Genomic DNA, 23,202 nt, shown 5'->3' on the forward strand with positions numbered 1-23,202 from the left:
GATAGAAAACTTAATGCTATCAATTACCCAACTTATTTTACCGTAAAAGCACTTGCAAGCTAAACCCTAAAGTCCTAATCTAATCACTTATTTTTTACTTCTCTAACGATTTGCTTTGTTTTGGTTATAAAACCACACAGAGGGTAAAAATAAATCTTCAAACGTATTTTTCAAACTTAGGTCATTATTATGTTATCAGATTGGGTACGCCTTATCCTTCAAGCGACCGTGTATGATGCTGCTATTCAAACGCCGCTTGAACCCGCCAAAAAACTCAGTGAACGGTTTAACAACGATATTCGTTTTAAACGTGAAGATTTTCAGCCAGTGTTTTCTTTTAAGCTGCGGGGTGCCTACAATCGAATTAGCCAGTTAAGCGAAGCAGACAAAGCCAAAGGCGTGATTTGTGCCTCTGCCGGCAACCACGCGCAAGGCGTCGCCTTCTCTGCTAGCCGCTTGGGACTCAATAACATTATCGTGATGCCGACCACCACCCCCGATATCAAAGTCAGTGCGGTCAAGTCCTTAGGCGGTAATGTGGTGCTATATGGCGATAGTTTTGATGAATCTAACCGCTATGCGATTGAACGCGCCCAAACCGATGGCTTGACCTTTATCCCGCCGTATGACGATGAACTGGTCATCGCAGGTCAAGGTACCATTGCCATGGAACTAGTGCAACAATGGCGTAAAATGGAATATGTGTTTGTTGCGGTTGGTGGCGGTGGCTTAATTTCAGGTGTCGCGGCGTTTTTGGGGGAAGTCGCACCACATGTTAAAGTCGTGGCGGTCGAGCCAGAAGAAGCAGCCTGTCTCAAAATCGCCTTAGCCACCAATGAACGCAAGCGCTTACCCCAAGTGGGGTTGTTCGTCGATGGGGTGGCAGTCGCCCAGCTGGGTGAAATACCGTTTGACGTCTGCCGTATGCCAAAAAGCGATAACTCAGGTCCCGTGGTCGAGCCTGATGTGGTCACTTGTAGCAATGATGAAGTGTGTGCGGCGATTAAAGACGTGTATGATGAAACCCGCACCATCGTCGAGCCTGCAGGCGCGCTTGCGGTCGCGGGTATGAAAAAATACATCGAAGATCATAACCTACAGGGCAAAAACTGTGTGGCGATTTTATGTGGTGCCAACATGAATTTTGACCGGTTACGCTATATCGCTGAACGTACCGAAATTGGTGAGAAAAAAGAAGCGATTTTTGGGGTGACCATTCCTGAGCGCACAGGCGCCTTCTTGGATTTTTGCCGCTCACTCAAAGGTCGCAACATCACCGAATTTAACTACCGTATCAACACCAACCCCAACTACGCCCATCACACTGCCAATATTTTTGTCGGTATCGCCCTCAAAGAAGGGGAAAAAGAGCGCAAAGCAATCCACCAGTTACTCAATGAAGCCGATGATGCCGCGATTGACTTGACCGATGATGAAGTCGCCAAGACCCATATTCGCTATTTAATCGGCGGACACGCGGGATTAAAAGACGAGCAATTATTTCGCATCGAATTTCCCGAGCGTCCTGGCGCGCTGCTCAACTTCCTTGAAAAATTGGGCTCACAGTTTAATATTTCTTTATTCCACTATCGCAATCATGGGGCGGCTGAAGGGCGTATCTTGGCGGGCATTCAAATGGGTGAGCAAACCGCTGATCAATTACTTGCCAAACTGCAAGACATTGGCTATGAGTGCGAAAACCTCACCGATAACTTAGGCTATCGCTTATTTTTACAATAATTTTTAACGGTTTGGATAAAAAAGGTGTCATCGTGGCGCCTTTTTTTGTGCCAATTTTTTTATGCCTAGCTATGCACAAAATTCGCTAAATTTCAGCAGGGTACATAGCAAAAATAGCCATTTTCTGCTAATCTCAATACTTAAAACTTGATAATCTACCTGATAGTTTCACTGATAAATTAATTAAAAAATTCTGCTATAAGACAACCACTATGTCATCAAAAAAACGTTTTTTAAAACTTGCCGGTATGACTGCCAGTATCGCAGGGAAAGCAGCTAAAAATTCTATTAAGTCTTTTGCAGGCTCTGAAGAAGATAAACTCACAGCCCGTAGCGAAATGCTGCAAACCGTAGGGCTGCAAATCGCCGACACCTTGGGCGAGATGAAAGGCGCGGTGATGAAAGTCGGTCAAATTGCCTCGCAGTATAAAGATGTGTTTCCGCCTGAAGTCTCAAAAGCGCTGGAGAAATTACAAAAAGACGCGCCGCCCATGCCGTTTGCCGTCATCAAACAGCAGGTGGAAAAAGAATTGGGGCAACCGATTGAGGCGTTGTTTGCCCAGTTTGAGCAATCACCTTTTGCGGCAGCCTCTATCGGTCAAGTCCATAAAGCGGTGTTGCCAACCGGTGAAGCGGTCGTAGTCAAAGTGCAATACCCCGATGTTGATACCAGTATCGATAGTGACTTAAAACACGTTCGCTTGGCGCTTAAGATAACGGGCGTGCTTAATATGGATAAAACCTTGCAAGATAAAATTTTTGCAGAAATCCGTGATAGCCTGTATGACGAGCTTGACTACAGCAAAGAAGCCCATAATTTGGCAATTTTTGGCAGTTTCCACAGTGATGATGATGGGCTGATTATCCCCAAAGTTTTTCATAGCCATTCGACCAAACGGATTTTAACTTTATCACAAGAACTGGGTGAAAAGCTCGAAGTGGCTGCCACTTGGGACAATGACATCAAGCAAAAAATCGCCACTCGCTTATTTGACTTTAGTGCCGGTCAATTGTTCAAACTGTATCGTCTGCATTGTGACCCCCATCCCGGTAACTTTGCGTTTCGCCCTGATGGCTCGGTCATTGCCTACGATTTTGGTGGTATCAAATCTTACAGCCATGACGAAGTTGCGTTATTCAAACGCTTTGCCATTCATTGCCTGAGCGGTGATGTGACAGCGCTTGAGCAAGATTTGGTCAGCATTGGCATCAAAAAAGACAATGATGAACCACTGCCCACAGACTTTTATAACGATTGGTTGCAGATTGGTTTGACCCCGTATGGTTTTACCCAGTTGTTTGATTTATCCAAACACGCGCCTTATGACTTTGCCACCAGCCAAACCCATTTTCAAGCGATTGCCAAAGCGAAAGAGTCGCTTAAATACTGGCAAAGCTTTCAACCTGCCCCACTGACCATGATGCTTGATCGAACCATTTCTGGACAGTATTGGAACTTGGTCAATTTAAAGGTAAAAATTGATTTAAGTGAGTTGATACACCCCTATATTGATTTGCCGACATTGCCACGACCTGACGACTTGCCTCGCCCTTAGGTTTGATTTTCACTTTCAATAACATTTCCTGCGATGACATAGGCGCAACCCCCTATCAAAAATCCGGGTTGCTCGTTTATAATAGCGCACGCAAAATTTTGAAAATCAGATTACCAAGTTATATAGGTTAAGTTAGATAAAGGATACACTCATGGCCGGACATTCCAAGTGGGCAAACATCAAACACCGTAAAGCCAAACAAGATGCGGCAAAAGGTAAAATCTTTACCAAAATCATTCGTGAGCTGGTCTCCGCTGCCAAACAAGGCGACCCAGACCCAGCGAGTAACCCGCGTTTGCGTGCGGCGGTGGAAAAAGCCAACTCAGTTAATATGACCAAAGATACTGTAAAACGGGCGATTGAACGTGGTGCAGGCGGCGGTGATAATGACAACATGCAAGAAATCACCTATGAAGGCTATGGCTTGGGCGGTGTTGCGGTGATTGTCGAGACCATGACGGATAACCTCAACCGTACCGTTGGCGAAGTGCGTCATGCTTTTAGCAAAAATGGTGGCAACTTGGGTACATCAGGCTCAGTGGCCTATATGTTTAGCAAACGCGGTGAAATTACCTTTGACGATGTGTCGCTAGAAGATACCATCATGGAAGTCGCGCTTGAAGCCGGGGCAACCGATATTGAAAATAACGGTGATAGTATCACAGTGGTCACTGAGCCAGAGAACTTCGGTGACGTGATGGATGCCTTAGAAAAAGCCGGTTTAAAATCCGACAATGCAGAAGTGACTATGTCCCCTTCAACCATGGCGGATGTTACTGATGTCGAAGACGCTAAAAAAATCATGAAAATGATTGATATGCTAGAAGATTTGGACGATGTACAAGAAGTCTATACCAACGTCAACTTTACTGATGATGTCATGGAACAACTCGATGATTAAATGAAATTTTTCAGCATAAAAAAGGCTAAATGTAGATTCAGCCTTTTTTATTTAGCAATTTGTAATAGTGTTGTGGTGGGATATAAGGTTAAAAACACGCGATTAAACTCACTACCGTGATGCAATACTTCACTTGTGTCAAAAGTTAATAAGCCCTTTTCTTGCTGTTCATTGGTATGAATCAATAACCACACTTCATCCAACGCCCTTTTTTTGCCATAGGCAGAAACTTTATGCGCTTTTTTGCTCATCACCGCATCAATATCACTTTGATTGATGTAGGAATCAATCGGTAAATCTTCGTTTTCATCTGCCATATCCGTAAAAAACGCACTGGGTAACCAACGCATGGTTTTGGCAATACCGTTTTGTAATTTACTACTGAGCGTAGGATGTGGCAAATCATTCGATGGCTCGATGAATTGCTGCGATATATTTGAAATATTACGATTATCAATCTTTTGCCAATTGACCCAATTAGCCCAATTGGCCCAATTGGCCCAATTGGCTTTGATACCTACTATCTCGCCCGCACCATTAAACTGCGTCGGGGTAAATTTGGTGGACAGTTGTAATAGCGACTGCCAGTACCAACGTTTTAACATTAAATTGTCATTACCGAGTCTATCGCGTAGTCTTGGCAAAGTGGTCAATTCGATGCCAATGGTATATTCACCTTTGTCACAATAAAAAATACAGGTAAAATCAGGCTCATTACCGTCATCCGTACCTGAGATGGTCTTGGCAGGATGTAAATGCAGCATGGCTAAAAAATGTGCCAAATACACCCATTCACGCTGGCGTTTGAGCTGATTTTGCGACATCCGTCTGATGCTTGGCGAATTTTTTTTGCTACCTGCCATTCATTAATTACCCGATTAGCTTATTCAATTGACTCAGCCTAATGTTTCATGGATTAAAATATACCAAAAAAATTTTACTTACTTCAACACTTTAGCTTATCAGCTCAATACGTCAAATGCATGACAATAATCCGGACGATATTAAGTTGCTATGTGTGTTTTTAGTAATTTATCTAACTATTATGACGTTTAGCCTTGTATTTTAAGCTACTAACCCTATATAATTCACAGTTCATTTGGGGATGTTCTGGCTTCGACGCTGGTAATGAAACTCAATGATGCATGTCGAGTGAGTATGTCCACTCGTAAATAAAATATACATTTTAAACTAGTCGCAAACGACGAAACTTACGCTCTAGCAGCCTAAGGGCTGCTTGGGACGGCACAGATTGCCATTGGTCTGGTTGCTCTCCTTGAAGCGAACGCACGATGGATAGCTTAAATTGTTGTCTCGCCAATTTGAGCAAAACTTAAGAGGCTCGTGGTTGGCATCCTGACTGTCGGTTCGCCAACCATTAAAGCCATAGACAGAATCTAAACATGTAGAGTCATGGGCGTAGTGCTGGCGGACGCGGGTTCAACTCCCGCCATCTCCACCATATATAAAAAAGAGAATGCAGATTACTGTATTCTCTTTTTTTGCATTTTTTATGGCTAATAAGCTATCCAAGATAGCATTTTTACATAAAATCAACAGGTTAGAAAAACTAGCTGATATAGTTACATAATTTATATGTTTAGCAAAATACATCCCATATTAAAGATTTTGTTTACAATAAAGTCTTTGTAATAACATAACTTTGTAATTAGAATACACACCGCTTAAGTGATATTAAACAATATTACTTTGTTTTTACTATGTAAATCACGGGAAATGCCCCTTGATACCTTTAAGCAGTCAGATTATTGACCGCTTTAATTGATAAAAGGAACATCCGATGAAATATATCATTGCCAGTTTGTTTGTTACTACTTTAGCCACCCAGCAAGCCAATGCTGATGTTGTTTCATGGTATGGTGGTAAGCATCATGGTCGCACCACGGCATCTGGCGAGAAATTCAATCAAAATGCACTGACTGCCGCCAGCAATGTGCACAAATTAGGTAGCCGGCTCAAAGTTACCAACAAAGCCAACGGCAAAAGTGTAGTGGTACGCGTGACTGACACAGGGGGATTTGGCAAATATGGCCGTACCCTAGATTTGTCAAAAGGTGCTTTTAGTAGAATTGCTAATCTTTCAAACGGCCTTGCTAAAGTCGATATCGTTAGATTATAAATTTATTTTCACTATGTTTTAACGTAAAAAGGGCGCTATTGATTGATAGCGCCCTTGATGTTTTATCAATTAAAAAATTTAATCCTCTAAAAAATGGGTATCATTCGACCATTGCTGCATTTTGATAGTTTCATCCAAATATTGTTCGATAGCCGGCAAGTTAAATCCGTCGTTTTCACTGATAAAGCTAATACTCATGCCTTTATTGCCTGCTCTACCCGTGCGACCGATACGATGAACGTAATCATCAGGACTGTCTGGCAAGGTATAATTGACTACACAAGCCACATCATCCACATGAATACCTCGCCCTGCGACATCCGTAGCCACTAAAATATTGGCATCGCCTTGACGAAATTGTGCCAAATACTTCTCGCGTTTGGCTTGAATAACATCCCCTGAAAGTATCACTACTTTATATTGACGATTAAGTTTGTCATACAGGCGTTTGACTTGGTCTTTACGATTGGCAAAGACAATGATTTTCTTAGGAGAAATTTTTTCAATAATTTGCTGTAACGCCGCCAGTTTATCCGATTCCATCAAGGTGAAAAATAGCTGCTCGATGGTTTGACTGGTTTTTTGTTCGGGCGCAATCTCTACAAAAATCGGTTGATATAACCAGCGATAAGCTAAATTCATCACATCTTGGTTAAAGGTAGCGGAAAAAAGTAGGGTTTGCCGATGCGTATTGGCAGGCATCATACGAATCAAGCGTTTGATATCAGGTATAAACCCCATATCCAGCATTCTATCTGCTTCATCTAATACCAAAATTTCAAGACGATCGAGATACACATGGTGCTGAAAGCAAAAATCAATCAGACGACCTGGGGTGGCGATGATAATATCGACAAACTTTTGATGCAGCTGCTTTGACTGCGTGTCATAGTCTGTGCCACCGAGCAAACAAACAGTATGCAGCTTGGTAAACTTGGTGAGCTCAAGGCAATCTTGATAAATTTGTTGAGCCAGTTCTCGAGTCGGCGCGAGCACCAGCGCACGGGTTTCACCCAAAAAACGATCGCCATCAACCTCAGGGTTTAGAGGATTATTCAGCAATTCATTGATGATGGTGAGTAAAAACGTTGCTGTCTTACCTGTACCTGTTTGTGCCTGACCAATGGCGTCTTGCCCAGCGAGCGTATTGGGCAATATCTGCGCTTGGATAGGGGTCAGCGTTTGATAGCCTAGTTGGTCAATCGCTTGTTTGAGCGCTGGATGAAGGGGTAATTGTGAGAAAGTTTGAAACACAGAGATTTAACCTATTTTGACCAATTAATCATTGGCTATGAGAAACAACAAAAACCAAGTTAATTACATCAACTTGGTTTGCAAAAAGGTCAAAAATAACACTTCAACCCCTTTTTGGCTCAACTTATTCGACTTTGGTAACTTCTTCAGCTTGAAGACCTTTTTGACCTTCAACCACGATGAATTCAACTTTTTGACCATCTTGAAGTGAACGGTAGCCGTCACCTTGAATCGCGCGGAAATGAACAAAAATATCTTCACCGCTGTTACGTTGAATAAATCCAAAACCTTTTGAATCATTAAACCATTTTACAATGCCTTGTTCACGAACTGACATATTATAACTTCCTTTAACACTATTAATGGTAGGTTTTAAAGTAGTTTTTTAACCAAGTATAGTTAAGCCTAGTTAAGTTTAGCTACTCGCTACCTACGCCTGCTAAATAATGTACTAGTTAAGCGTTTGTAATAGTTTGTTAAAACATTTCTCTACAATGTCGCTTACATAGTAAATTGTTCTTATAGCAATCATAGCATGGGTTTTTTACAAAAAAAAGTAATTTCGTAAGAATTGGTTATTTTTTTAAACAGCGATTTTTTAGCCTTATTTAACGGTTTACGATAATAAAACTACAGGGTTTGCTACTAAAATTGCCAATTATTTTAGCGTCGGTTTGCACACATTGTATGGGCTTATTTTTAGCATTTATCTCATCGACGCCAATGAGTTGATTGATAACCTCTTCGCCCAATTCATCTAGCACATCATGTTTTAATTCTTTGATTAATTGCTTATCGGAATGTTGATAGGTTTTGATGGAACATTCTTTAAGTCGCCATAGCAGGTTTCGTAAAACTGCTTGATTGACTGCAGGCTTTTGACTCAACCATTGATATTCATGGGGTGAAAAAAAGCGTAAAGCAACGTGATGACTAATTGCGCTATCTTCGACATCAATGCCGATATTTGTATAGGGCGAAATCAATACTGCGGCATGTTGGCGGCTATGGCTAAAACTGACATACCAAGTGTAACCGTCAGCTGTTATAAAATGATAAGGAAAGTTTGTATCCATTAACTCGCCTGTCACATTGAGCGCTCGCTGTAGCTTTTTTAGCAATTGACGACAAGACATCGACCCTGATTTATGGGTTGAAGCTGCTTTATGGGTTAATAGCGTAGCCTGTTCACCCAAATTATGGTGAATATCAATAGCCACCCAGCTATGGTCTTTGATTGGATAAAGCTGCATCGGTTATGGTAGTGCCTTATGGTATAAGCAAATTTAACGATAGCTTAAAGTATTAAAGTATTTTTTTATACCAAGGTTGATTGGCTTTCTTCTTCTGTGCTTGCGCAATCGCTTTACGTTTTTTTTGGTACAGTACATTATTACTGATGAGATTAATAGCGCGAGTGTCTTGCGCGACGACTTCCCCTAAGACGTTTTCAACACTTATAGTAATGGTATAAGGGTTAGGATCGAGCGTGGTAGTTGCAATAGTATAGCTAGTGTCTTTTATGGTCGCTAAGGTTTGGTTATTGAGTTGATAGACGATTCTATCGCCTGTTTTTAAACTCGGCGTCAACGCAACGTTAATCTCAATTGGTTGACTACCCCGTCGCAGCGTTTGCCCGGCTTCAGGCGATACAATGTTTAATACATAATCGCCCTGCTGGCTTGCTGAGATGGATTGGGTGGATAAGCGACCAGTTAAGCGATCACCTAAACTATCAGGCAAGCGATTGTCAGTAGCCGTACTCACTGCGTTATTAACTTCATTGTTCAAGTTATTAGATGTCGTTGTTGATTGATTGGTCGTCGATGATACTTGTGATTGGGTGGGTAATTTATCTAATACGCTGATACTCTTGCTGTTTTTATTGTATTGATAAGCGGTATTAATATTATCAGTATATACCACTTGACCCTCTGAGGTGGTCGTCTTGTACACTTCAGCATGACTTAACTGTGACAACAATAACACGACAGCCGTGAGTATCAAGCTATACCGTAAATCGCTATTATTATTGGTACTATATTTTGTCAAAATCATTTAAGCCTTCCCCTCAAAACCCATTATTGTGCATATTTTAGCAAGCTTGATAATCAATCCCTAAATAATTTTGCCTATTAAACTAAAAATTTCACATAAAAAAACCCAACTTAATGTGAAGTTGGGTTTTTTGAAAAGCGAACTTATTAGCAGCTGTAGTACATATCAAATTCGATTGGATGAACTGATACGTTGTAACGCTCTACTTCTTCTTTTTTCAAGGCAATGTAAGCGTCAAGCATTTCTTTGGTAAATACGCCACCTTTGGTTAAGAATTCATGGTCGTCTTCTAACGCTTTAAGCGCAACTTCCAAGTTCTCCGCAACTGTTGGGATCAATGCTTCTTCTTCTGGTGGAAGGTCGTACAAGTTTTTGTCTGCGGCTTCACCTGGATGGATTTTGTTTTGGATACCATCAAGCGCTGCCATCAACAATGCGGCAAAGCAAAGGTAAGGGTTGGCTGCTGGGTCTGGGAAACGTGCTTCGATACGCTTGCCTTTCGGGCTTGCCACGTATGGAATACGAATTGACGCTGAGCGGTTACGCGCTGAATAAGCCAGTTTAATAGGCGCTTCGTAATGCGGTACTAGGCGTTTGTAGCTGTTGGTTGATGGGTTGGTAATGGCATTTAATGCACGAGCATGTTTGATAATCCCACCGATTGCGTATAAAGCAGTTTCTGACAGCCCTGCGTATTCATCACCGGCAAAGGTGTTTTTGCCATCTTTTTGGATTGACAAGTGAACGTGCATACCTGAACCATTATCACCAACCATTGGTTTTGGCATAAAGGTCGCAGTCTTACCATATTCGTGTGCAACGTTGTGTACCGCATATTTGAACTGTTGTACTTCGTCCGCTTTACGAACTAGGGTATTAAATGATACACCGATTTCTAGCTGGCAAGAGGCAACTTCATGGTGATGGACTTCAACACGGCCTTCACCCATAATCGCTTCTACCGCAGCACACATATCAGCGCGCATATCTTGTGAGCTATCAACGGGTGGTACTGGGAAGTAACCGCCTTTGACGCGTGGACGGTGCGCATAGTTACCGCCTTCCATTTCTTTATCGGTTGACCAAGCGGCTTCATCAGCTGAGATGGTATGACGGGCACCTGACATGTCGATTGACCATTTTACATCATCAAATACGAAAAATTCTGGCTCTGGACCAAAGAATGCGGTATCACCGATACCCGTTGATTTTAGGTATTCTTCAGCACGTCGCGCGATTGAGCGTGGGTCACGGTCATAACCTTGCATGGTTGATGGCTCGATAACGTCACAGGTCACAACAACTGTCGTTTCACGAAAGAAAGGATCGACAAATGCGGTATCGGAATCCGGCATCAAAATCATATCTGACGCTTCAATGCCTTTCCAACCAGCGATTGATGAACCATCAAACATTTTACCTTCTTCAAAAATGTCTTCGTCCATGCTGTCAGCTGGATAGCTCACATGTTGCTCTTTACCTTTAGTATCGGTAAAACGAAAATCTACCCACTTTGCTTCGCTAGATTTGATTAAATCTAAAAATTTATTCGACATTGCTCGTTTCCTTTTACGCAAAAAATGATTAAAAAAACGTTACGCCACTTTATACTCTTTTTGGTGCTGTGACAAGAGATAAACAAAGTGGTGCTTGTTGAAGTTAAACCTTCAAGTTATGTGCCAACTTTTGCATTATCATGCTAAAGATTAGATTTTTATATCAAATTCAATGAGTTATTTGAGGGTTGATTTACTGATGAAGTTTACTGATGTGACTATCTGCCTAGATAACCTTCAAATCGCTATGGGGCTGTAACACTTGCACCATTTTAATTAAAATATTATCAATATTCACTTTTATGGTGCATAAAATACGTGTTTAACTATTTTAGTGAAAATCATTAACATTGCTCTCTCCGACTCGGCTTCATTTATTCGGTTTCATTCACTTGCTGTCAGTGACTTGTATAATGGTTGTGATAAAATGCTTGATTAAAATAACGGTGAAGTTTTTTCATTGCATAACCATTGTCCAACAATTACAGCATAGGGTTTCTGGATTGCTACTTTTTATTGATAATTACGACAGTTTTACCTACAACTTGGTGCAGTATTTTGAGCAATTGGGACAACCCGTTGAAGTCTGGCGCAATGATGCTTGCAGCAGTGAAGACATCATTCGTTTAAATCCTGATTATTTGGTCATTGGTCCCGGACCTTGCACGCCAAGCGATGCGGGCAATACGTTGAGTTTTATCAAAGACTGTGCCGGCATTATTCCTATATTAGGCGTTTGCTTGGGTCATCAAGCGATTGGGCAAGTATTTGGCGCCAATATCATTCGTTGCCCAACGATTATGCATGGGCGAGTGTCGCAAGTTTTTCATCACCATCAAGGGATATTTGCCGGGCTTCCCTCGCCTTTTAACGCCACTCGCTATCATTCTTTAGCGATTGAGGCAGACAGTTTGCCTGATTGTCTAGAGGTTACCGCATGGTGTGATGATATTCACCCAAATAATTCTCTGCCATCCACTACTGTGATGGGCATTAGGCATCAAACATTACCGATTGAAGGGGTGCAGTTCCATCCAGAATCTATTTTGAGTGAGCATGGCTATACGATTTTGAAAAATTTTTTAGCTAACTATGAAGACTATTAAAACTATCAAAACGCTAACCCTTAGACTGGGGTAATTGAGTTTTGCGGGTTAAAGTTTGGCTTTAAAACTTGGCTTTAAAACCTGGCTTTGTTATAGTATACTAGTACAATGATATATAAAGTGTAAGCCATAAAACTCATACGAGACTGACATGACCCATACTGTAACGCCTTATCTTGGTGACATTACCACGGCTATTGAAAACAACCAACCATTAACCCCAGAGCAAACCCAACTACTACTTACCACCGCGCTGGATCGTGCCATCAATACCATTGACCTGACCTATGCAGAAATGCGCGGCGTCATGCTAGCCATCATGCAAGGTCAATGCCCCGATGCCATGATGGGCGCGCTGCTCACCGCGCTGCGTATGAAAGGTGAAAGCATTGAAGAAATCACCGCCGCCGCCCAAGTAATGCGGGAGCTTGCGATTAAAGTGGATTTGTCGGATGTGCCCAATGTCGTCGATATTGTGGGTACAGGGGGCGATGGCGCGAATTTATTTAATGTCTCTACCGCCGCTACTATGGTCGCAGCGGTTGCCGGCTGCCATGTCGCCAAGCATGGTAATGGCGGCGTTTCCGGCAAATCTGGCAGTTCCGATTTGCTTCAGCAAGCGGGTATTAATTTGGCGTTAAATACTGAGCAGATTACCCAGTCGATTAAAACCCATGGTATTGGTTTTTTGTTTGCGCCCAATCACCATGTGGCAATGAAACATGCGATGCCCATTCGCCGTACCCTAAAAACGCGCACGGTGTTTAATATTTTGGGACCTTTAACCAACCCAGCGGGCGTCAAAAATGCCATGATTGGGGTATTTAATCCTTCGCTGTGCGAACCGCTTGCCAATGTGTTCAAAAACCTTGGCGCCGAGCATGTGCTAGTCGTCGGCTCAGTGGATAACCTTGATGAAATCTCACTGGCGACTTATACCCATGTGGCTGAACTTAAAGACGGCAAAGTCAGCGTGTATGATATCGAACCTGAAGATGTTGGTATCGAATCGCAAACGCTTAAAGGCTTAATCATTGACAGTCCAAGCCAAAGCCTAGCCCTCATCCGCGAAGCACTCGACAACAATCCCAATAAAACCCCCATCGCCAAAAAAGCAGCGGATATGATTGCCTTAAACGCCGGTGCGACCATCTATGTAGCAGGTAAAGCAGATACCATAAAACAAGGCGTAGCCATGGCACAAGATATCATCAGCAGTGGCAAAGCCTTGCAAAAAATGGCAGCATTAGCAAGCTTTACTCAGCAATTCACCTCTCATTAAATTATTGGAAAAACCATGCCTCATCAAGCAGTCCCCTCGGTATTACAAAAAATTGTCGACACCAAACGTCAAGAACTAGTCAGAGCCAAACAACAACAATCTTGGCACGACCTTGAGCAAATTGCCGCAACGAACCGCGATGACATCCGTGATTTTGCCGCTAGCTTGCGCAAAGCGGGTATCCGTGTCATTGCGGAAGTCAAAAAAGCCTCGCCATCCAAAGGCATCATCGCCCCTAATTTCGATGCTGTCGCCACTGCAGTCGGCTATGAACAAGCGGGTGCCGCTTGCCTATCGGTATTGACGGATACCGATTATTTCCAAGGCTCGGATGCGTATTTATTGCAAGTGCGCCAAGCGGTAAGCCTACCTGTGCTACGCAAAGATTTTATGATTGAGCCGTATCACATTTTGCAATCACGTGCGCTTGGGGCAGATTGTATTTTGCTGATTATGGCGTGTTTATCGGATGCGCAAGTCGCTGAGCTGCATGAATTGGCGTTAAAACTTGGCATGAGTGTACTCATTGAGTGTCATGATGAGATAGAAGTGGAACGGGCGTTACGCTTGCCAGCCCATCGCCAAAACGTGTATGGGGTTAATAATCGCAATCTACATAACTTTGATGTGAGTTTGGACACTACCCTACGCCTAAAAACACTGTTTCCACAAGATAGCTTATTGGTGACAGAAAGCGGGATTCATTCGGCAGAGGATGTAAAATTGATGCTGGGCCATGACATCCATGCGTTTTTGATTGGTGAGCAGTTTATGAAAACAGGCGATGCAGGCGCGGCATTAGCAAAGTTATTGGCACAATCGCAACAAAATGCGTAAAATAGCCAAGTTAAATAATTGATGTTAGGGCGTTTCATCGATAAACGCCCTATTTTTTATACCGATTTATAGAGTTATTGTATGGCAAATTTATTTTCCAAAGAAATGCAAGACCAGTTAAAGCAGCTTAAAACCGAACTGGGTAAAGGTCGCAGCCAAACCAAAGAGACCGATGAAAACGGCAAACCGACTGAAACCGTGGGTTTATTGAGCAAGCAACAAGTCGCCAAACAAGTTAAAAAATATAATAGCGAACATCTTGATGATGATAAATTGCTATTTATGCAAGCCATGTCAGGCGTGCAGCCAATCAAAGATAAAAACTTGGCGGATAAAAACAACGCTGGCAATAAGCTTGATGCGACGACGCTAGCCAAACGCGCGGCGGCGGTCGGTGGTGACGATGATAGCGGGCATGTATTGTCTGATATGCAAGCGCTGCTTAATCCTGTTTCTGGCGATGCTTATTTAAGTTATAAAACCGCAACGCTACAAAACAAAGTGTTTAATGACCTCAAACAAGGCAAGATTCGCTGGTATGATGCTGTAGATTTACACGGTGCCACCATTGAAGAGTCGCGTGAAGCCATGAGTCAGTTGATTTTGCAAGCTCAAAAAAACAATGAAAATTGCGTGAAAATCATTCATGGCAAAGGCATTGATAGTATCTTAAAAACCTGCGTGAATGGTTGGTTGCGTCAGATTCCTGAAGTGCTTGCTTTTTGCTCAGCGCCTGCGGCACAAGGTGGCAATGGTGCAGTGTTGGTGTTACTCAAAAAACGTGAAAAAGCCAATCGCGACCAATAACCATTGTACGGCTATTTTGACTATAGGTTAAATTTTATAAAATCATGCATAAAACAAACGATGCATGATTTTTTTAACAGGATTTTTTAATTGTTAATAGTTTATTCTTAGATTTTGTTTATAATAGGCTCTTTTTTTTCATGGATTAAATGCTCTGCATTAATCTACTCTCAACTGGCTAAAAACAGCGCCCATTTGTCTTTTGACAGCTGACTGTTTTTAACACCACTGGGTATAGGAGAAAGGTAGCTTTGAACAATACCCCCACTGCGACTAATTCGCCCGCTAAATTGCAACGTCATTTAGCCCTTTGGCACATTATCATTATTGGTTTGGCGTATATTCAGCCCATGACCGTATTTGATACCTTTGGCTTGGTTTCTGAAGCCAGTCATCAGCACGTTCCAACATCTTATATTATTGCATTGATTGCTATTTTGCTTACCTCGCTAAGTTACGGTAGCATGATTCGTCGTTATCCTTCAGCAGGTTCGGCATATACCTATGCGCAAAAATCGATTCATCCCAATGTCGGGTTTATGGTGGGTTGGTCTTCTTGGTTGGATTATTTATTGTCACCTTTGGTGAATATTATCCTAGCGGTGATTTATCTTGAAGCGCTGTTCCCTGATGTCAACAAATGGATTTGGGTATTTATTCTGACGGGATTTATGACCTGGATTAACGTGCATGGCTCCAAAGTCGTGGCTTATTTTAATAGTTGGATTGTGTTTATTCAGCTATTGATTATCGGTGTATTTACGTGGTTGGTGTATAGCAAATTGATGGCGGGCACCAATGCGGACGGCACTATCAATGCTGCAGCTTACCAATTATGGAGCTTAAAGCCGTTTTGGAGTGATATTGCTAACATGACGGCACTCATCAGTGGTGCAACCATTTTATGTTTCTCTTTCACAGGCTTTGACTCACTAAGCTCATTGGCAGAAGAAACCAAAGATGTGCAAAAAACCCTACCAAAAGCAATTTTCTTGACCGCATTGATTGCAGGTATTGTGTTTATCATTAGCACTTACTTTATGCAGATTTATTTCCCACAAACTCCTGACAAATATTTCCCAGATGTGGCTGCTACCCAGCCAGATATTTTAATGTTGGTGGGTGGTTCTGCGTTTCAAGCCGCCGTATTGGGCTTTGCAATTGTCACGGTGATGGCGTCAGGTATTTCTGCACATGCGGGTGTCTCTCGTTTGATGTATGTGATGGGGCGTGATGGGGTCATTAATAAACGTATTTTTGGTCATATTCATCCAAAATACTTGACCCCAACCTACAATATCTATATCGCGGGTGTGATTGCGTTAACCGCGGGTTTTATTGAGTTTGATGTCATCGCGCATTTGATTAGTTTTGGGGCATTGACGGCGTTTAGTTTTGTTAATTTATCCGTGATTGCGACCTACATCATCCGTGAAAAACGCTACCACAGTGCCTATGATTTGTTGATGTATTTGATTGTGCCGCTGCTTGGCTTTATCAGTGTTGCGCTGATGTGGAAAGAAAGTGAGCCTATCGCCATCAAAATGGGCTTAGGCTGGGCAGTAATCGGTATAATTTACTTGGCATTTAAAACCGGTGGTTTTAAGCGTCACCCACCGATGCACAACGAACATGAATAATGGTTAACGTGGTGAAAAGGTCAGATAAGATTCTGACCTTTTTTATGTCTGTGGCTTTTGAGAAAACCCTATGTTAGAAATTTTATATCAAGATGAACATTGTGTGGCTGTCAATAAGCCTGCGGGTATGCTCGTTCATCGAAGCTGGCTTGACCGTCATGAAACCGAGTTTGTGATGCAGACCCTACGCGATCAATTGGGTCAATATGTTTATCCGATTCATCGCTTAGACCGACCGACGTCAGGGGTGTTACTGTTTGCTTTATCAAGCGAATCAGCGCGGCAACTGTGTGAGCAATTTGAAAACAGGCAAGTGCAAAAATCTTACTTAGCCATCGTGCGCGGATATTTGAAAGTTAACGCGCAGACATCTGGGCTGATTGATTACCCACTCACACAAATTTTGGATAAAATTGGCGATAAACCAAGTTTGCGGGCGCTGCAACAAAGAAAGCTTAGTTCGACAGACATGTTTGATGAAGTCCTTAGCAGCCCTGCTGAATTAACCTTACTGCAACCTGCGCAAACGCATTGGCAATGCTTGGCAACAACTGAGCAGCCGTTTCAAGCGCGCGCACGCTATCCCACTTCACGCTTTAGTCTGGCTAGATTGACGCCCATTACCGGACGAAAACACCAACTACGTCGCCACATGAAGCATGTATTTCATCCGATTATTGGTGATACCAGCTATGGCGATCATCACCAAAATCGCGCCATCCGTCAACATATCGGCGTGCATCGATTGATGTTACATGCGCATACCTTGGCTTTTCATAGACTGACCGACAATCGCCGTGTTGATATCACGGCACCTGTGGATACAGATTGGTTAACGATGTGTGCACAGTTTGGCTTTCATTTGCCTTAATAGTTAGCGATATCACTATTTGGCGACATCCTTTACGCAACCAAGTAATCACTTACTTTGCTACCGAGGGTCGCAAATGTTGCGCCAATGCCTGCCCCCACCAACACATCGGTGGGATAATGTAACCCCAACACCAAGCGCGATAATGCCACCAGCATTGTAAATGGTAGCAATACCCATAACATCATCGGCACTTGATGACCTATCATGGTAGTAAACAATACTGCTTGCAGCGTATGCCCTGATGGAAAACTAAATACATCCAAAGGCCGTTCGCCTAAAGTAATGGTCTGGTGTACTTGGTAAGGGCGTGGACGCACTGTGTGTACTTTTAAATACTTATACAGCAAATAACCGCAAAAACTGCTGAGTAACACCGCACACACTTTCATAGCAACGATACTAGCGACCAGTCCTTGTGAGAATAACGCTACTAACATCACTACCGTCGATAGCGCCCAAAACCAACCATCGCCTAAGCGGCTGATGGTTTTGAAGAACTGCGCAAAAAACTTCAATTGCGACAGCAAATTTACCCGTAAACATAAGCGAGTATCCCATTGCAGCACGCGCTTTTGCAAATGATATAGTTTAGGTTTACTGTGCAAAAATTGATAATAATTGCGCATTAAATTGGGTAAGTTTTCGACAGGGCTAACAGAGGTACAGGTGAGTTCTGAATTGGCAAGTGACAGTTTGGATTGTTTTATGGGTTGATTCATGGATTGATTGATGGGGTGATTCATGGCGCCATCCTTTTTTTGCCTATTTGAACCTCACGTTTTGGAGAAAAACGCGGCAGATTCAGCGGGTCTTGGGGTTGGGTGACTATTTTGGGTTGAGTGACTATTTTGGGGAGAATGACTATATCGTGGGTGGTTTTTTGCCCCGACAATCGGCGGAACTGGCTGAGGTGTGGGGGCGATTGTCAAATCCGCGAGCGGATGTTGAGCTATTGATTGAGAAGGCAAAATGGTGGGTGTCACTGGGCTAGCGGTTAGGGTATTGGTCTGAATTGATAGCACTTCATAAAACATGGTCAACATTTCTTGGGCAGGTTTTTGCCAAGAAAAAGCAGCCACCTTGTGCCTTGCAGCTAGTCGCATCTGATCAAGCTGTTGTTGTTTGGGCAATTCACTAATCATCGCTACAAAGCGTTGTTCTTGCCCAAGCGGTACAGTTTTACCACAACTATCATCCACCAACAGCGCCGCAGCCGCATCATGATAGGCAAAAATTGGTAACCCCGATGCCATCGCTTCGGTGACGACATTACCGAAAGTTTCCACTTGACTAGCAAACACAAAAGCATCGGCACTGGCATAATAACTTGCCAGCGCCTCGCCTGTTTTAAAGCCTGCAAAAATAATGCTTGTATCATTGGCATGCCGTTTAACGAGCGCTTCTTTATATGGTCCATCACCGACAATCACTAATTTGACATGACGATGCAGCTGCTGTAATTGTAGCGCTTTGAAGCTTTTAATGACGGTATCCATACCTTTTTCAGGGGAAACACGGCTCACACACATTAACACTGTGGTGCCCTCGCCCACGCCCCAACTTTGCCGTAATGCTTGGCTACGTTTGCTCGGTGCATAGCGCGCTGTATCAACGCCACGACCGACTTGGTACAAATGCTTGAAACCAAATTCAGCGAGCTGATGTTGGGTGGTCTGGCTTGGAATACAGGTGGCATTGCAATGGTTGTGAAAACGCTTCATATACGCAAGCAAAGGCAATGAGACAACTTTCCAGCCAAAATATCGGCTAAAATCATGAAACGCGGTGTGATAACCTGAAGAGACTTTAATGCTTTGCTGTTTGCCAGCAATCAACGCCGCAAGCCCCAAAGGACCTTCCGTCACGATATGTACAATATCAGGACGAAGCTTGCGCAGCTGCTTCGTTAAAAATCGGTAACAAGGTAGCCCCATGCGCAGATGCGGGTAATAAGGAATGGGCAAACTTGGCACTTGCAAATCAGTGGTAACAGCCGCAGTATTAAGCCCTGTCGTTAGGGTATGTTGTTCGACTTCATCGCTTTGCTTGGGGCGAATCAACGTGATGCGATGCCCCATCGATTTGAGTTCGCGCATGATTTGATAAACGCTTGAGGCTACCCCATTGATATCAGGCAACCACGTTTCAGTCACCAAAGCGATATGCAATGATGGCCTATTGTCATGAAAAGGCGTGCCTGCAACTTGAGTTGAGGGACTCTGGTGATTGGCTGACGTCGTCTGAGTGTCAGACGAAGCCTGGTACAAATTAGTGTTTACAGTATTGTCACTCATAGCATGTTATCAACCATTACAACCGACTGCTTTGTTTGACTACAAAAGCCGTTTCGGTAAATTAAATCAATCCTTTGTATGGGTTAAGCTTATAAGCCGCCATTGACAACCTCATGTCAATTTGATAACAGTTTGATGACAATTGCATCGCAAATAGGGGTCGATTTTGCTAAAATAGCGAGCAGAATGCAGCTTTATAGATTAATGCCTTATTAATGCCTTATAGATGGTTAAATGACTGATTTGATAACTACATCGAATAATACCACCATGCCAAATACTTCGACGTTGGATACACCGATTGTGATACTGATGACACATGCGCCTAGTCATCCGCTCACCAAACAAGCGCTTGAATGCGCCCAATCGCTATGTGCAAACGATAGTAAAACAACCGATGAGCAAAACTCGTTGACTAGTACCGATTTTAAAATTTTCTTATATAGTGATGCGGTGATGTTGGCCAACCGATTAATTTGGCTGCCCGATGATATCGAAAATATGGCAAAAAATTGGCAACACTTTGCTATAAGTCATGATTTAACCATTCAAGTGTGTGTGAGTGCCGCTTTGGCTCGCGGGGTGACAGATGCTGACAATGCGACTAGGCATCAGCTACAAGGTGACAATTTGGCAGATGGCTTTGAATTAGTCGGTTTGGGTGAATTAGCCATGCATCTACACAGGGCAAAAACGGTTTATCAATTTTAATTGGGATAGGTTTAGCGATAGCGGTTTACTATGAAAATTGTCATTAATATTTACGCTGACACGTTTTTGCTTTGTCATGAAGCCTTATCAATGGCGTTTGCGCTGGCGGCGTTTGACCACCAAATTCAGCTGACTATCGGTGATGGCATGCTAAACTTACTACTTGATGAGCCTATGGGCAAGCTTGCCCATATGCTGGCATCCCTTGATATGTATGATATGCCGCCTGCTTGGCTGGCGCTAGCGGATTTTGATAGATTAAAAGCATGGCAAGCGAAGCTATCAGCAGACTTTGATTGGTGTGCTCAAGTATCGCTACAGCCAACCACAGCGCCTCATTTTGATACCACTTTTGACTTATAAATACTATGACCCAACTTCCCGACCTTGACCTAGACGGTCATTTGATAGCTCATCAAACCTGGACACCAAATATCGCGCAACAATTGGCAAACACGCTGGATGTCACGTTAACCCCTGAGCACTATCAAATCATAGACGCAGTGCGTCAATATTATGATTTATACAGCCATCCACCGACGACCCGTCCTTTAATCAAGTTTTTATCCAAGCAATTGCCTTCATTGGCGGTTGATAATGCCAAATTGCAAGCCATGTTTAACACGGGTCTGGTGGCGCGTCATGTCAACCGCATTGCAGGGTTGCCAAAACCTGCAAATTGCTTATAAATTTTGAGATTATTTTGGGTCATAAGGGACGAGATTGTCATAACCGATACTGTGACCGTTATCACCGCCAAATCCCTGCTGACGCCAAATTTCAAATAATGTAATTGCCACGCTGTTAGACAAATTCAAACTGCGAGAGGTCGGCAACATAGGCAAACGCAACCAGTTGTCTTGCCCAATTGCCGCGCGAATTGGCTCGGGTAACCCGGCCGTCTCTGACCCAAATACCAAAGCGATATTTGCCAGTTGCGCAAAATCTTCATCATATAGAGGTTTGCTAAGCTTGGTGGTCAAGGCAACGATTCTTTGTACGCCACTTTGACTTAGGCTGTCCTGTGCATCCTGCCAATTGGCATGTACTTTGACATTTGCCCATTCATGATAATCGAGCCCTGCTCGGCGTAATTTTTTATCTTCTAGTTCAAACCCTAGTGGCTCAACCAAATGTAGTGTTGCGCCCGTATTGGCGCATAACCGAATAACATTGCCTGTATTGCTTGGCATCTTGGGTTCAACTAATACTACGTGAATCATATCGACATCCCTAATTAGATTAAAATAAAACAGATTGAAATAAAAAAGCGCTAAATGCGAAGATTAATTTACAAAAAACCTATACTTATTGCGTAAATTTAAGTTTTTTTTACAACTTGATAGTTTTGGTTACATTAACGCTATAGCGACGTTAGACTAAACTGCATTACCATGACTCTACCAAGCATGTTTTACTTTATTTTAACTTTTATAAGTCAATAAAGTCGCATGATTTAATCTGGTAGCTAAAAACTGTTAAAAAATAATGGATATATCTGAGGAAATTTAAAATGAAAAAATTAATCGCTGCATCAATCGCTGTTATGTTTGCTGTCACAGGTTGTAATACAGTCAAAGGTTTTGGTAAAGACGTATCAAAAACAGGTGACGCAGTAACCAATACCGCACAAAATACTCAAAATAAAATCAAGTCGTAGATTTTCTGTTTAAGTAAAAAAACCCATCTCGCTGATGGGTTTTTTATTACCTCTTGTATTGCCTATCGCTTAAAACCCTAGTAGGTTATAAAATTAGCCGTTTTTTGGCAAATTTTCAGGTAAATAACAACGTAGATAAGCAATCACCGCTGTAATCGCTTCTTGACGATAGGTATCGGTAATTTCTTTTTCTGAGCGATAAGCTAAAATAAAAATACCATTAATGATACCGTATGCGACTAACAATTGCTGATGAATGGTTTCTAAAGCCGGCATTTTATAATGCTCAGACAGCTTATCATACACCATTTGGGCGAGGCTTTTTTCGATTTCACTACCAAACGCATTGCCCTCAAAATCTGGGGTATTGGTCTCATAAATCAAACGGGCAACCGTTAAATCGGATTGAATAATATCAACGCCTGTCTCAATGACTGTGGTGATATAAGCCTGCCAGCGACTAAATTGTTTGGCATCGACTTTTTCAAGCTTGTTAAAGATTTCTATCGCATTTAAAAAACGTAATGCCAAAAAAATCGCTTCAACGTTTGGAAAGAAGTGATAGGCTGAGGCTCTGGGAATGTCCGCTCGTTCACATACATCAGCCAAACTAATCTCACTGACAGGTCGAGTCGCGCTCAACTCTTTGGCAGCGGCTAATAATTTTTGGCGACGCAAACGACCTTGCTGGCTAGTGAACTTGAATTTGTTAGGGACTAAGCGGCGAGCGAGCTCAGAGTCCACCAACACATCCTCAATTTTTTCATCATAAGCGCTTGACATATT

At 42.6% G+C, this 23,202-nt stretch carries 24 protein-coding genes and 1 other RNA gene; 15 read left to right on the forward strand and 10 right to left on the reverse strand.

What is annotated here, in order from left to right:
* The first annotated feature begins 189 nt into the window (after positions 1 to 189).
* The 3 genes from ilvA (at position 190) to RTS10_RS01380 (ending at position 4,197) form a co-directional block, all read left to right on the forward strand.
* Positions 190 to 1,740 carry a threonine ammonia-lyase, biosynthetic gene (ilvA, locus tag RTS10_RS01370; RefSeq protein WP_312538855.1) on the forward strand — a complete coding sequence of 517 codons (1,551 nt, stop codon included), beginning with the start codon at positions 190 to 192 and terminating at the stop codon, positions 1,738 to 1,740.
* A gap of 212 nt (positions 1,741 to 1,952) precedes the next feature.
* Complete coding sequence (locus tag RTS10_RS01375) at positions 1,953 to 3,296, forward strand: ABC1 kinase family protein (RefSeq protein ID WP_312538856.1); 1,344 nt, start codon at positions 1,953 to 1,955, stop codon at positions 3,294 to 3,296.
* Between the two features lie 151 nt (positions 3,297 to 3,447).
* Entirely contained in the window at positions 3,448 to 4,197 is a 750-nt protein-coding gene (locus RTS10_RS01380; RefSeq protein ID WP_007116874.1) for a YebC/PmpR family DNA-binding transcriptional regulator, read from the forward strand.
* A gap of 47 nt (positions 4,198 to 4,244) precedes the next feature.
* On the opposite strand, the gene RTS10_RS01385 is transcribed toward RTS10_RS01380, so the two are convergent.
* Positions 4,245 to 5,060, reverse strand: coding sequence for a hypothetical protein (locus tag RTS10_RS01385; RefSeq protein ID WP_312538857.1), 816 nt, complete (start codon positions 5,058 to 5,060; stop codon positions 4,245 to 4,247).
* Positions 5,061 to 5,298: 238 nt separating this feature from the next.
* Here RTS10_RS01385 and ssrA point away from each other — a divergent pair.
* Positions 5,299 to 5,659: a transfer-messenger RNA gene (gene ssrA / locus RTS10_RS01390) on the forward strand.
* 339 nt (positions 5,660 to 5,998) lie between these two features.
* On the forward strand, positions 5,999 to 6,337 hold the full coding sequence (locus RTS10_RS01395; RefSeq protein WP_282849317.1) for a septal ring lytic transglycosylase RlpA family protein: 339 nt from the start codon (positions 5,999 to 6,001) through the stop codon (positions 6,335 to 6,337).
* 78 nt (positions 6,338 to 6,415) lie between these two features.
* Here RTS10_RS01395 and RTS10_RS01400 read toward each other — a convergent pair whose 3' ends face one another.
* From RTS10_RS01400 to glnA, 5 genes are all read right to left on the reverse strand, one after another.
* Positions 6,416 to 7,597 (reverse strand): DEAD/DEAH box helicase, encoded by a 1,182-nt coding sequence (locus tag RTS10_RS01400; protein ID WP_312539006.1) that lies wholly within the window; start codon positions 7,595 to 7,597, stop codon positions 6,416 to 6,418.
* A 118-nt stretch (positions 7,598 to 7,715) separates the two neighbouring features.
* Positions 7,716 to 7,928, reverse strand: a complete 213-nt coding sequence (locus RTS10_RS01405; protein ID WP_007116878.1) for a cold shock domain-containing protein — start codon at positions 7,926 to 7,928, stop codon at positions 7,716 to 7,718.
* A gap of 271 nt (positions 7,929 to 8,199) precedes the next feature.
* Positions 8,200 to 8,844: a 4'-phosphopantetheinyl transferase superfamily protein gene (locus tag RTS10_RS01410; protein ID WP_312538858.1), complete on the reverse strand. Its 645-nt coding sequence runs from the start codon at positions 8,842 to 8,844 to the stop codon at positions 8,200 to 8,202.
* Positions 8,845 to 8,896: 52 nt separating this feature from the next.
* Complete coding sequence (locus RTS10_RS01415) at positions 8,897 to 9,649, reverse strand: DUF4124 domain-containing protein (RefSeq protein ID WP_312538861.1); 753 nt, start codon at positions 9,647 to 9,649, stop codon at positions 8,897 to 8,899.
* Positions 9,650 to 9,795: 146 nt separating this feature from the next.
* The gene (gene glnA / locus RTS10_RS01420; RefSeq protein WP_036604344.1) at positions 9,796 to 11,205 is read right to left on the reverse strand and encodes a type I glutamate--ammonia ligase; all 1,410 of its coding nucleotides are present in this window, start codon (positions 11,203 to 11,205) and stop codon (positions 9,796 to 9,798) included.
* 503 nt (positions 11,206 to 11,708) lie between these two features.
* Here glnA and RTS10_RS01425 point away from each other — a divergent pair.
* From RTS10_RS01425 to truC, 6 genes are all read left to right on the forward strand, one after another.
* Entirely contained in the window at positions 11,709 to 12,311 is a 603-nt protein-coding gene (locus RTS10_RS01425; RefSeq protein ID WP_312538863.1) for an anthranilate synthase component II, read from the forward strand.
* A 151-nt stretch (positions 12,312 to 12,462) separates the two neighbouring features.
* Positions 12,463 to 13,593 carry an anthranilate phosphoribosyltransferase gene (gene trpD, locus RTS10_RS01430; RefSeq protein ID WP_159676146.1) on the forward strand — a complete coding sequence of 377 codons (1,131 nt, stop codon included), beginning with the start codon at positions 12,463 to 12,465 and terminating at the stop codon, positions 13,591 to 13,593.
* 15 nt (positions 13,594 to 13,608) lie between these two features.
* Positions 13,609 to 14,430: an indole-3-glycerol phosphate synthase TrpC gene (gene trpC, locus RTS10_RS01435; protein ID WP_312538864.1), complete on the forward strand. Its 822-nt coding sequence runs from the start codon at positions 13,609 to 13,611 to the stop codon at positions 14,428 to 14,430.
* 81 nt (positions 14,431 to 14,511) lie between these two features.
* Positions 14,512 to 15,237: a Smr/MutS family protein gene (locus tag RTS10_RS01440; RefSeq protein ID WP_144917500.1), complete on the forward strand. Its 726-nt coding sequence runs from the start codon at positions 14,512 to 14,514 to the stop codon at positions 15,235 to 15,237.
* Positions 15,238 to 15,488: 251 nt separating this feature from the next.
* Complete coding sequence (locus RTS10_RS01445) at positions 15,489 to 16,877, forward strand: APC family permease (protein ID WP_284033881.1); 1,389 nt, start codon at positions 15,489 to 15,491, stop codon at positions 16,875 to 16,877.
* Positions 16,878 to 16,947: 70 nt separating this feature from the next.
* Positions 16,948 to 17,748, forward strand: coding sequence for a tRNA pseudouridine(65) synthase TruC (gene truC, locus RTS10_RS01450; RefSeq protein WP_312538866.1), 801 nt, complete (start codon positions 16,948 to 16,950; stop codon positions 17,746 to 17,748).
* 32 nt (positions 17,749 to 17,780) lie between these two features.
* On the opposite strand, the gene RTS10_RS01455 is transcribed toward truC, so the two are convergent.
* Positions 17,781 to 18,377 carry a phosphatase PAP2 family protein gene (locus tag RTS10_RS01455; protein ID WP_099808600.1) on the reverse strand — a complete coding sequence of 199 codons (597 nt, stop codon included), beginning with the start codon at positions 18,375 to 18,377 and terminating at the stop codon, positions 17,781 to 17,783.
* Between the two features lie 147 nt (positions 18,378 to 18,524).
* Entirely contained in the window at positions 18,525 to 20,045 is a 1,521-nt protein-coding gene (locus RTS10_RS01460) for a glycosyltransferase family 4 protein (RefSeq protein WP_312538867.1), read from the reverse strand.
* Positions 20,046 to 20,315: 270 nt separating this feature from the next.
* Here RTS10_RS01460 and tusD point away from each other — a divergent pair, with 270 nt between their 5' ends.
* Genes tusD through RTS10_RS01475 form a run of 3 tightly spaced genes read left to right on the forward strand, consistent with a single transcriptional unit; the run spans position 20,316 to position 21,445 of the window.
* On the forward strand, positions 20,316 to 20,756 hold the full coding sequence (gene tusD, locus RTS10_RS01465; protein ID WP_409455573.1) for a sulfurtransferase complex subunit TusD: 441 nt from the start codon (positions 20,316 to 20,318) through the stop codon (positions 20,754 to 20,756).
* Positions 20,757 to 20,786: 30 nt separating this feature from the next.
* Positions 20,787 to 21,119: a hypothetical protein gene (locus RTS10_RS01470; protein WP_312538870.1), complete on the forward strand. Its 333-nt coding sequence runs from the start codon at positions 20,787 to 20,789 to the stop codon at positions 21,117 to 21,119.
* Positions 21,120 to 21,124: 5 nt separating this feature from the next.
* On the forward strand, positions 21,125 to 21,445 hold the full coding sequence (locus tag RTS10_RS01475; protein ID WP_312538871.1) for a TusE/DsrC/DsvC family sulfur relay protein: 321 nt from the start codon (positions 21,125 to 21,127) through the stop codon (positions 21,443 to 21,445).
* 9 nt (positions 21,446 to 21,454) lie between these two features.
* Here RTS10_RS01475 and RTS10_RS01480 read toward each other — a convergent pair whose 3' ends face one another.
* Positions 21,455 to 21,979 carry a tRNA (cytidine(34)-2'-O)-methyltransferase gene (locus RTS10_RS01480; protein ID WP_312538872.1) on the reverse strand — a complete coding sequence of 175 codons (525 nt, stop codon included), beginning with the start codon at positions 21,977 to 21,979 and terminating at the stop codon, positions 21,455 to 21,457.
* Positions 21,980 to 22,269: 290 nt separating this feature from the next.
* Between RTS10_RS01480 and RTS10_RS01485 the strand changes: the two genes are divergently transcribed.
* On the forward strand, positions 22,270 to 22,416 hold the full coding sequence (locus RTS10_RS01485) for an entericidin A/B family lipoprotein (RefSeq protein ID WP_060994912.1): 147 nt from the start codon (positions 22,270 to 22,272) through the stop codon (positions 22,414 to 22,416).
* 93 nt (positions 22,417 to 22,509) lie between these two features.
* Here RTS10_RS01485 and RTS10_RS01490 read toward each other — a convergent pair whose 3' ends face one another.
* Positions 22,510 to 23,199 (reverse strand): TetR/AcrR family transcriptional regulator, encoded by a 690-nt coding sequence (locus tag RTS10_RS01490; RefSeq protein WP_065252496.1) that lies wholly within the window; start codon positions 23,197 to 23,199, stop codon positions 22,510 to 22,512.
* Positions 23,200 to 23,202 lie beyond the last annotated feature (3 nt).

Origin of the sequence: Moraxella sp. CTOTU47616 (genome assembly GCF_032017465.1) — a bacterium.
In the GTDB taxonomy this organism is placed as follows: domain Bacteria; phylum Pseudomonadota; class Gammaproteobacteria; order Pseudomonadales; family Moraxellaceae; genus Faucicola; species Faucicola tetraodonis.

Coding starts and splice junctions, on each gene's coding strand:
- ilvA (WP_312538855.1), top strand. CDS start 190: ATGTTATCAGATTGGGTACGCCTTATCCTTCAAGCGACCGTGTATGAT.
- RTS10_RS01375 (WP_312538856.1), top strand. CDS start 1,953: ATGTCATCAAAAAAACGTTTTTTAAAACTTGCCGGTATGACTGCCAGT.
- RTS10_RS01380 (WP_007116874.1), top strand. CDS start 3,448: ATGGCCGGACATTCCAAGTGGGCAAACATCAAACACCGTAAAGCCAAA.
- RTS10_RS01385 (WP_312538857.1), bottom strand. CDS start 5,060: ATGGCAGGTAGCAAAAAAAATTCGCCAAGCATCAGACGGATGTCGCAA.
- RTS10_RS01395 (WP_282849317.1), top strand. CDS start 5,999: ATGAAATATATCATTGCCAGTTTGTTTGTTACTACTTTAGCCACCCAG.
- RTS10_RS01405 (WP_007116878.1), bottom strand. CDS start 7,928: ATGTCAGTTCGTGAACAAGGCATTGTAAAATGGTTTAATGATTCAAAA.
- RTS10_RS01410 (WP_312538858.1), bottom strand. CDS start 8,844: ATGCAGCTTTATCCAATCAAAGACCATAGCTGGGTGGCTATTGATATT.
- RTS10_RS01415 (WP_312538861.1), bottom strand. CDS start 9,649: ATGATTTTGACAAAATATAGTACCAATAATAATAGCGATTTACGGTAT.
- glnA (WP_036604344.1), bottom strand. CDS start 11,205: ATGTCGAATAAATTTTTAGATTTAATCAAATCTAGCGAAGCAAAGTGG.
- trpD (WP_159676146.1), top strand. CDS start 12,463: ATGACCCATACTGTAACGCCTTATCTTGGTGACATTACCACGGCTATT.
- trpC (WP_312538864.1), top strand. CDS start 13,609: ATGCCTCATCAAGCAGTCCCCTCGGTATTACAAAAAATTGTCGACACC.
- RTS10_RS01440 (WP_144917500.1), top strand. CDS start 14,512: ATGGCAAATTTATTTTCCAAAGAAATGCAAGACCAGTTAAAGCAGCTT.
- truC (WP_312538866.1), top strand. CDS start 16,948: ATGTTAGAAATTTTATATCAAGATGAACATTGTGTGGCTGTCAATAAG.
- RTS10_RS01455 (WP_099808600.1), bottom strand. CDS start 18,377: ATGCGCAATTATTATCAATTTTTGCACAGTAAACCTAAACTATATCAT.
- RTS10_RS01460 (WP_312538867.1), bottom strand. CDS start 20,045: ATGAGTGACAATACTGTAAACACTAATTTGTACCAGGCTTCGTCTGAC.
- tusD (WP_409455573.1), top strand. CDS start 20,316: ATGCCAAATACTTCGACGTTGGATACACCGATTGTGATACTGATGACA.
- RTS10_RS01470 (WP_312538870.1), top strand. CDS start 20,787: ATGAAAATTGTCATTAATATTTACGCTGACACGTTTTTGCTTTGTCAT.
- RTS10_RS01475 (WP_312538871.1), top strand. CDS start 21,125: ATGACCCAACTTCCCGACCTTGACCTAGACGGTCATTTGATAGCTCAT.
- RTS10_RS01480 (WP_312538872.1), bottom strand. CDS start 21,979: ATGATTCACGTAGTATTAGTTGAACCCAAGATGCCAAGCAATACAGGC.
- RTS10_RS01485 (WP_060994912.1), top strand. CDS start 22,270: ATGAAAAAATTAATCGCTGCATCAATCGCTGTTATGTTTGCTGTCACA.
- RTS10_RS01490 (WP_065252496.1), bottom strand. CDS start 23,199: ATGTCAAGCGCTTATGATGAAAAAATTGAGGATGTGTTGGTGGACTCT.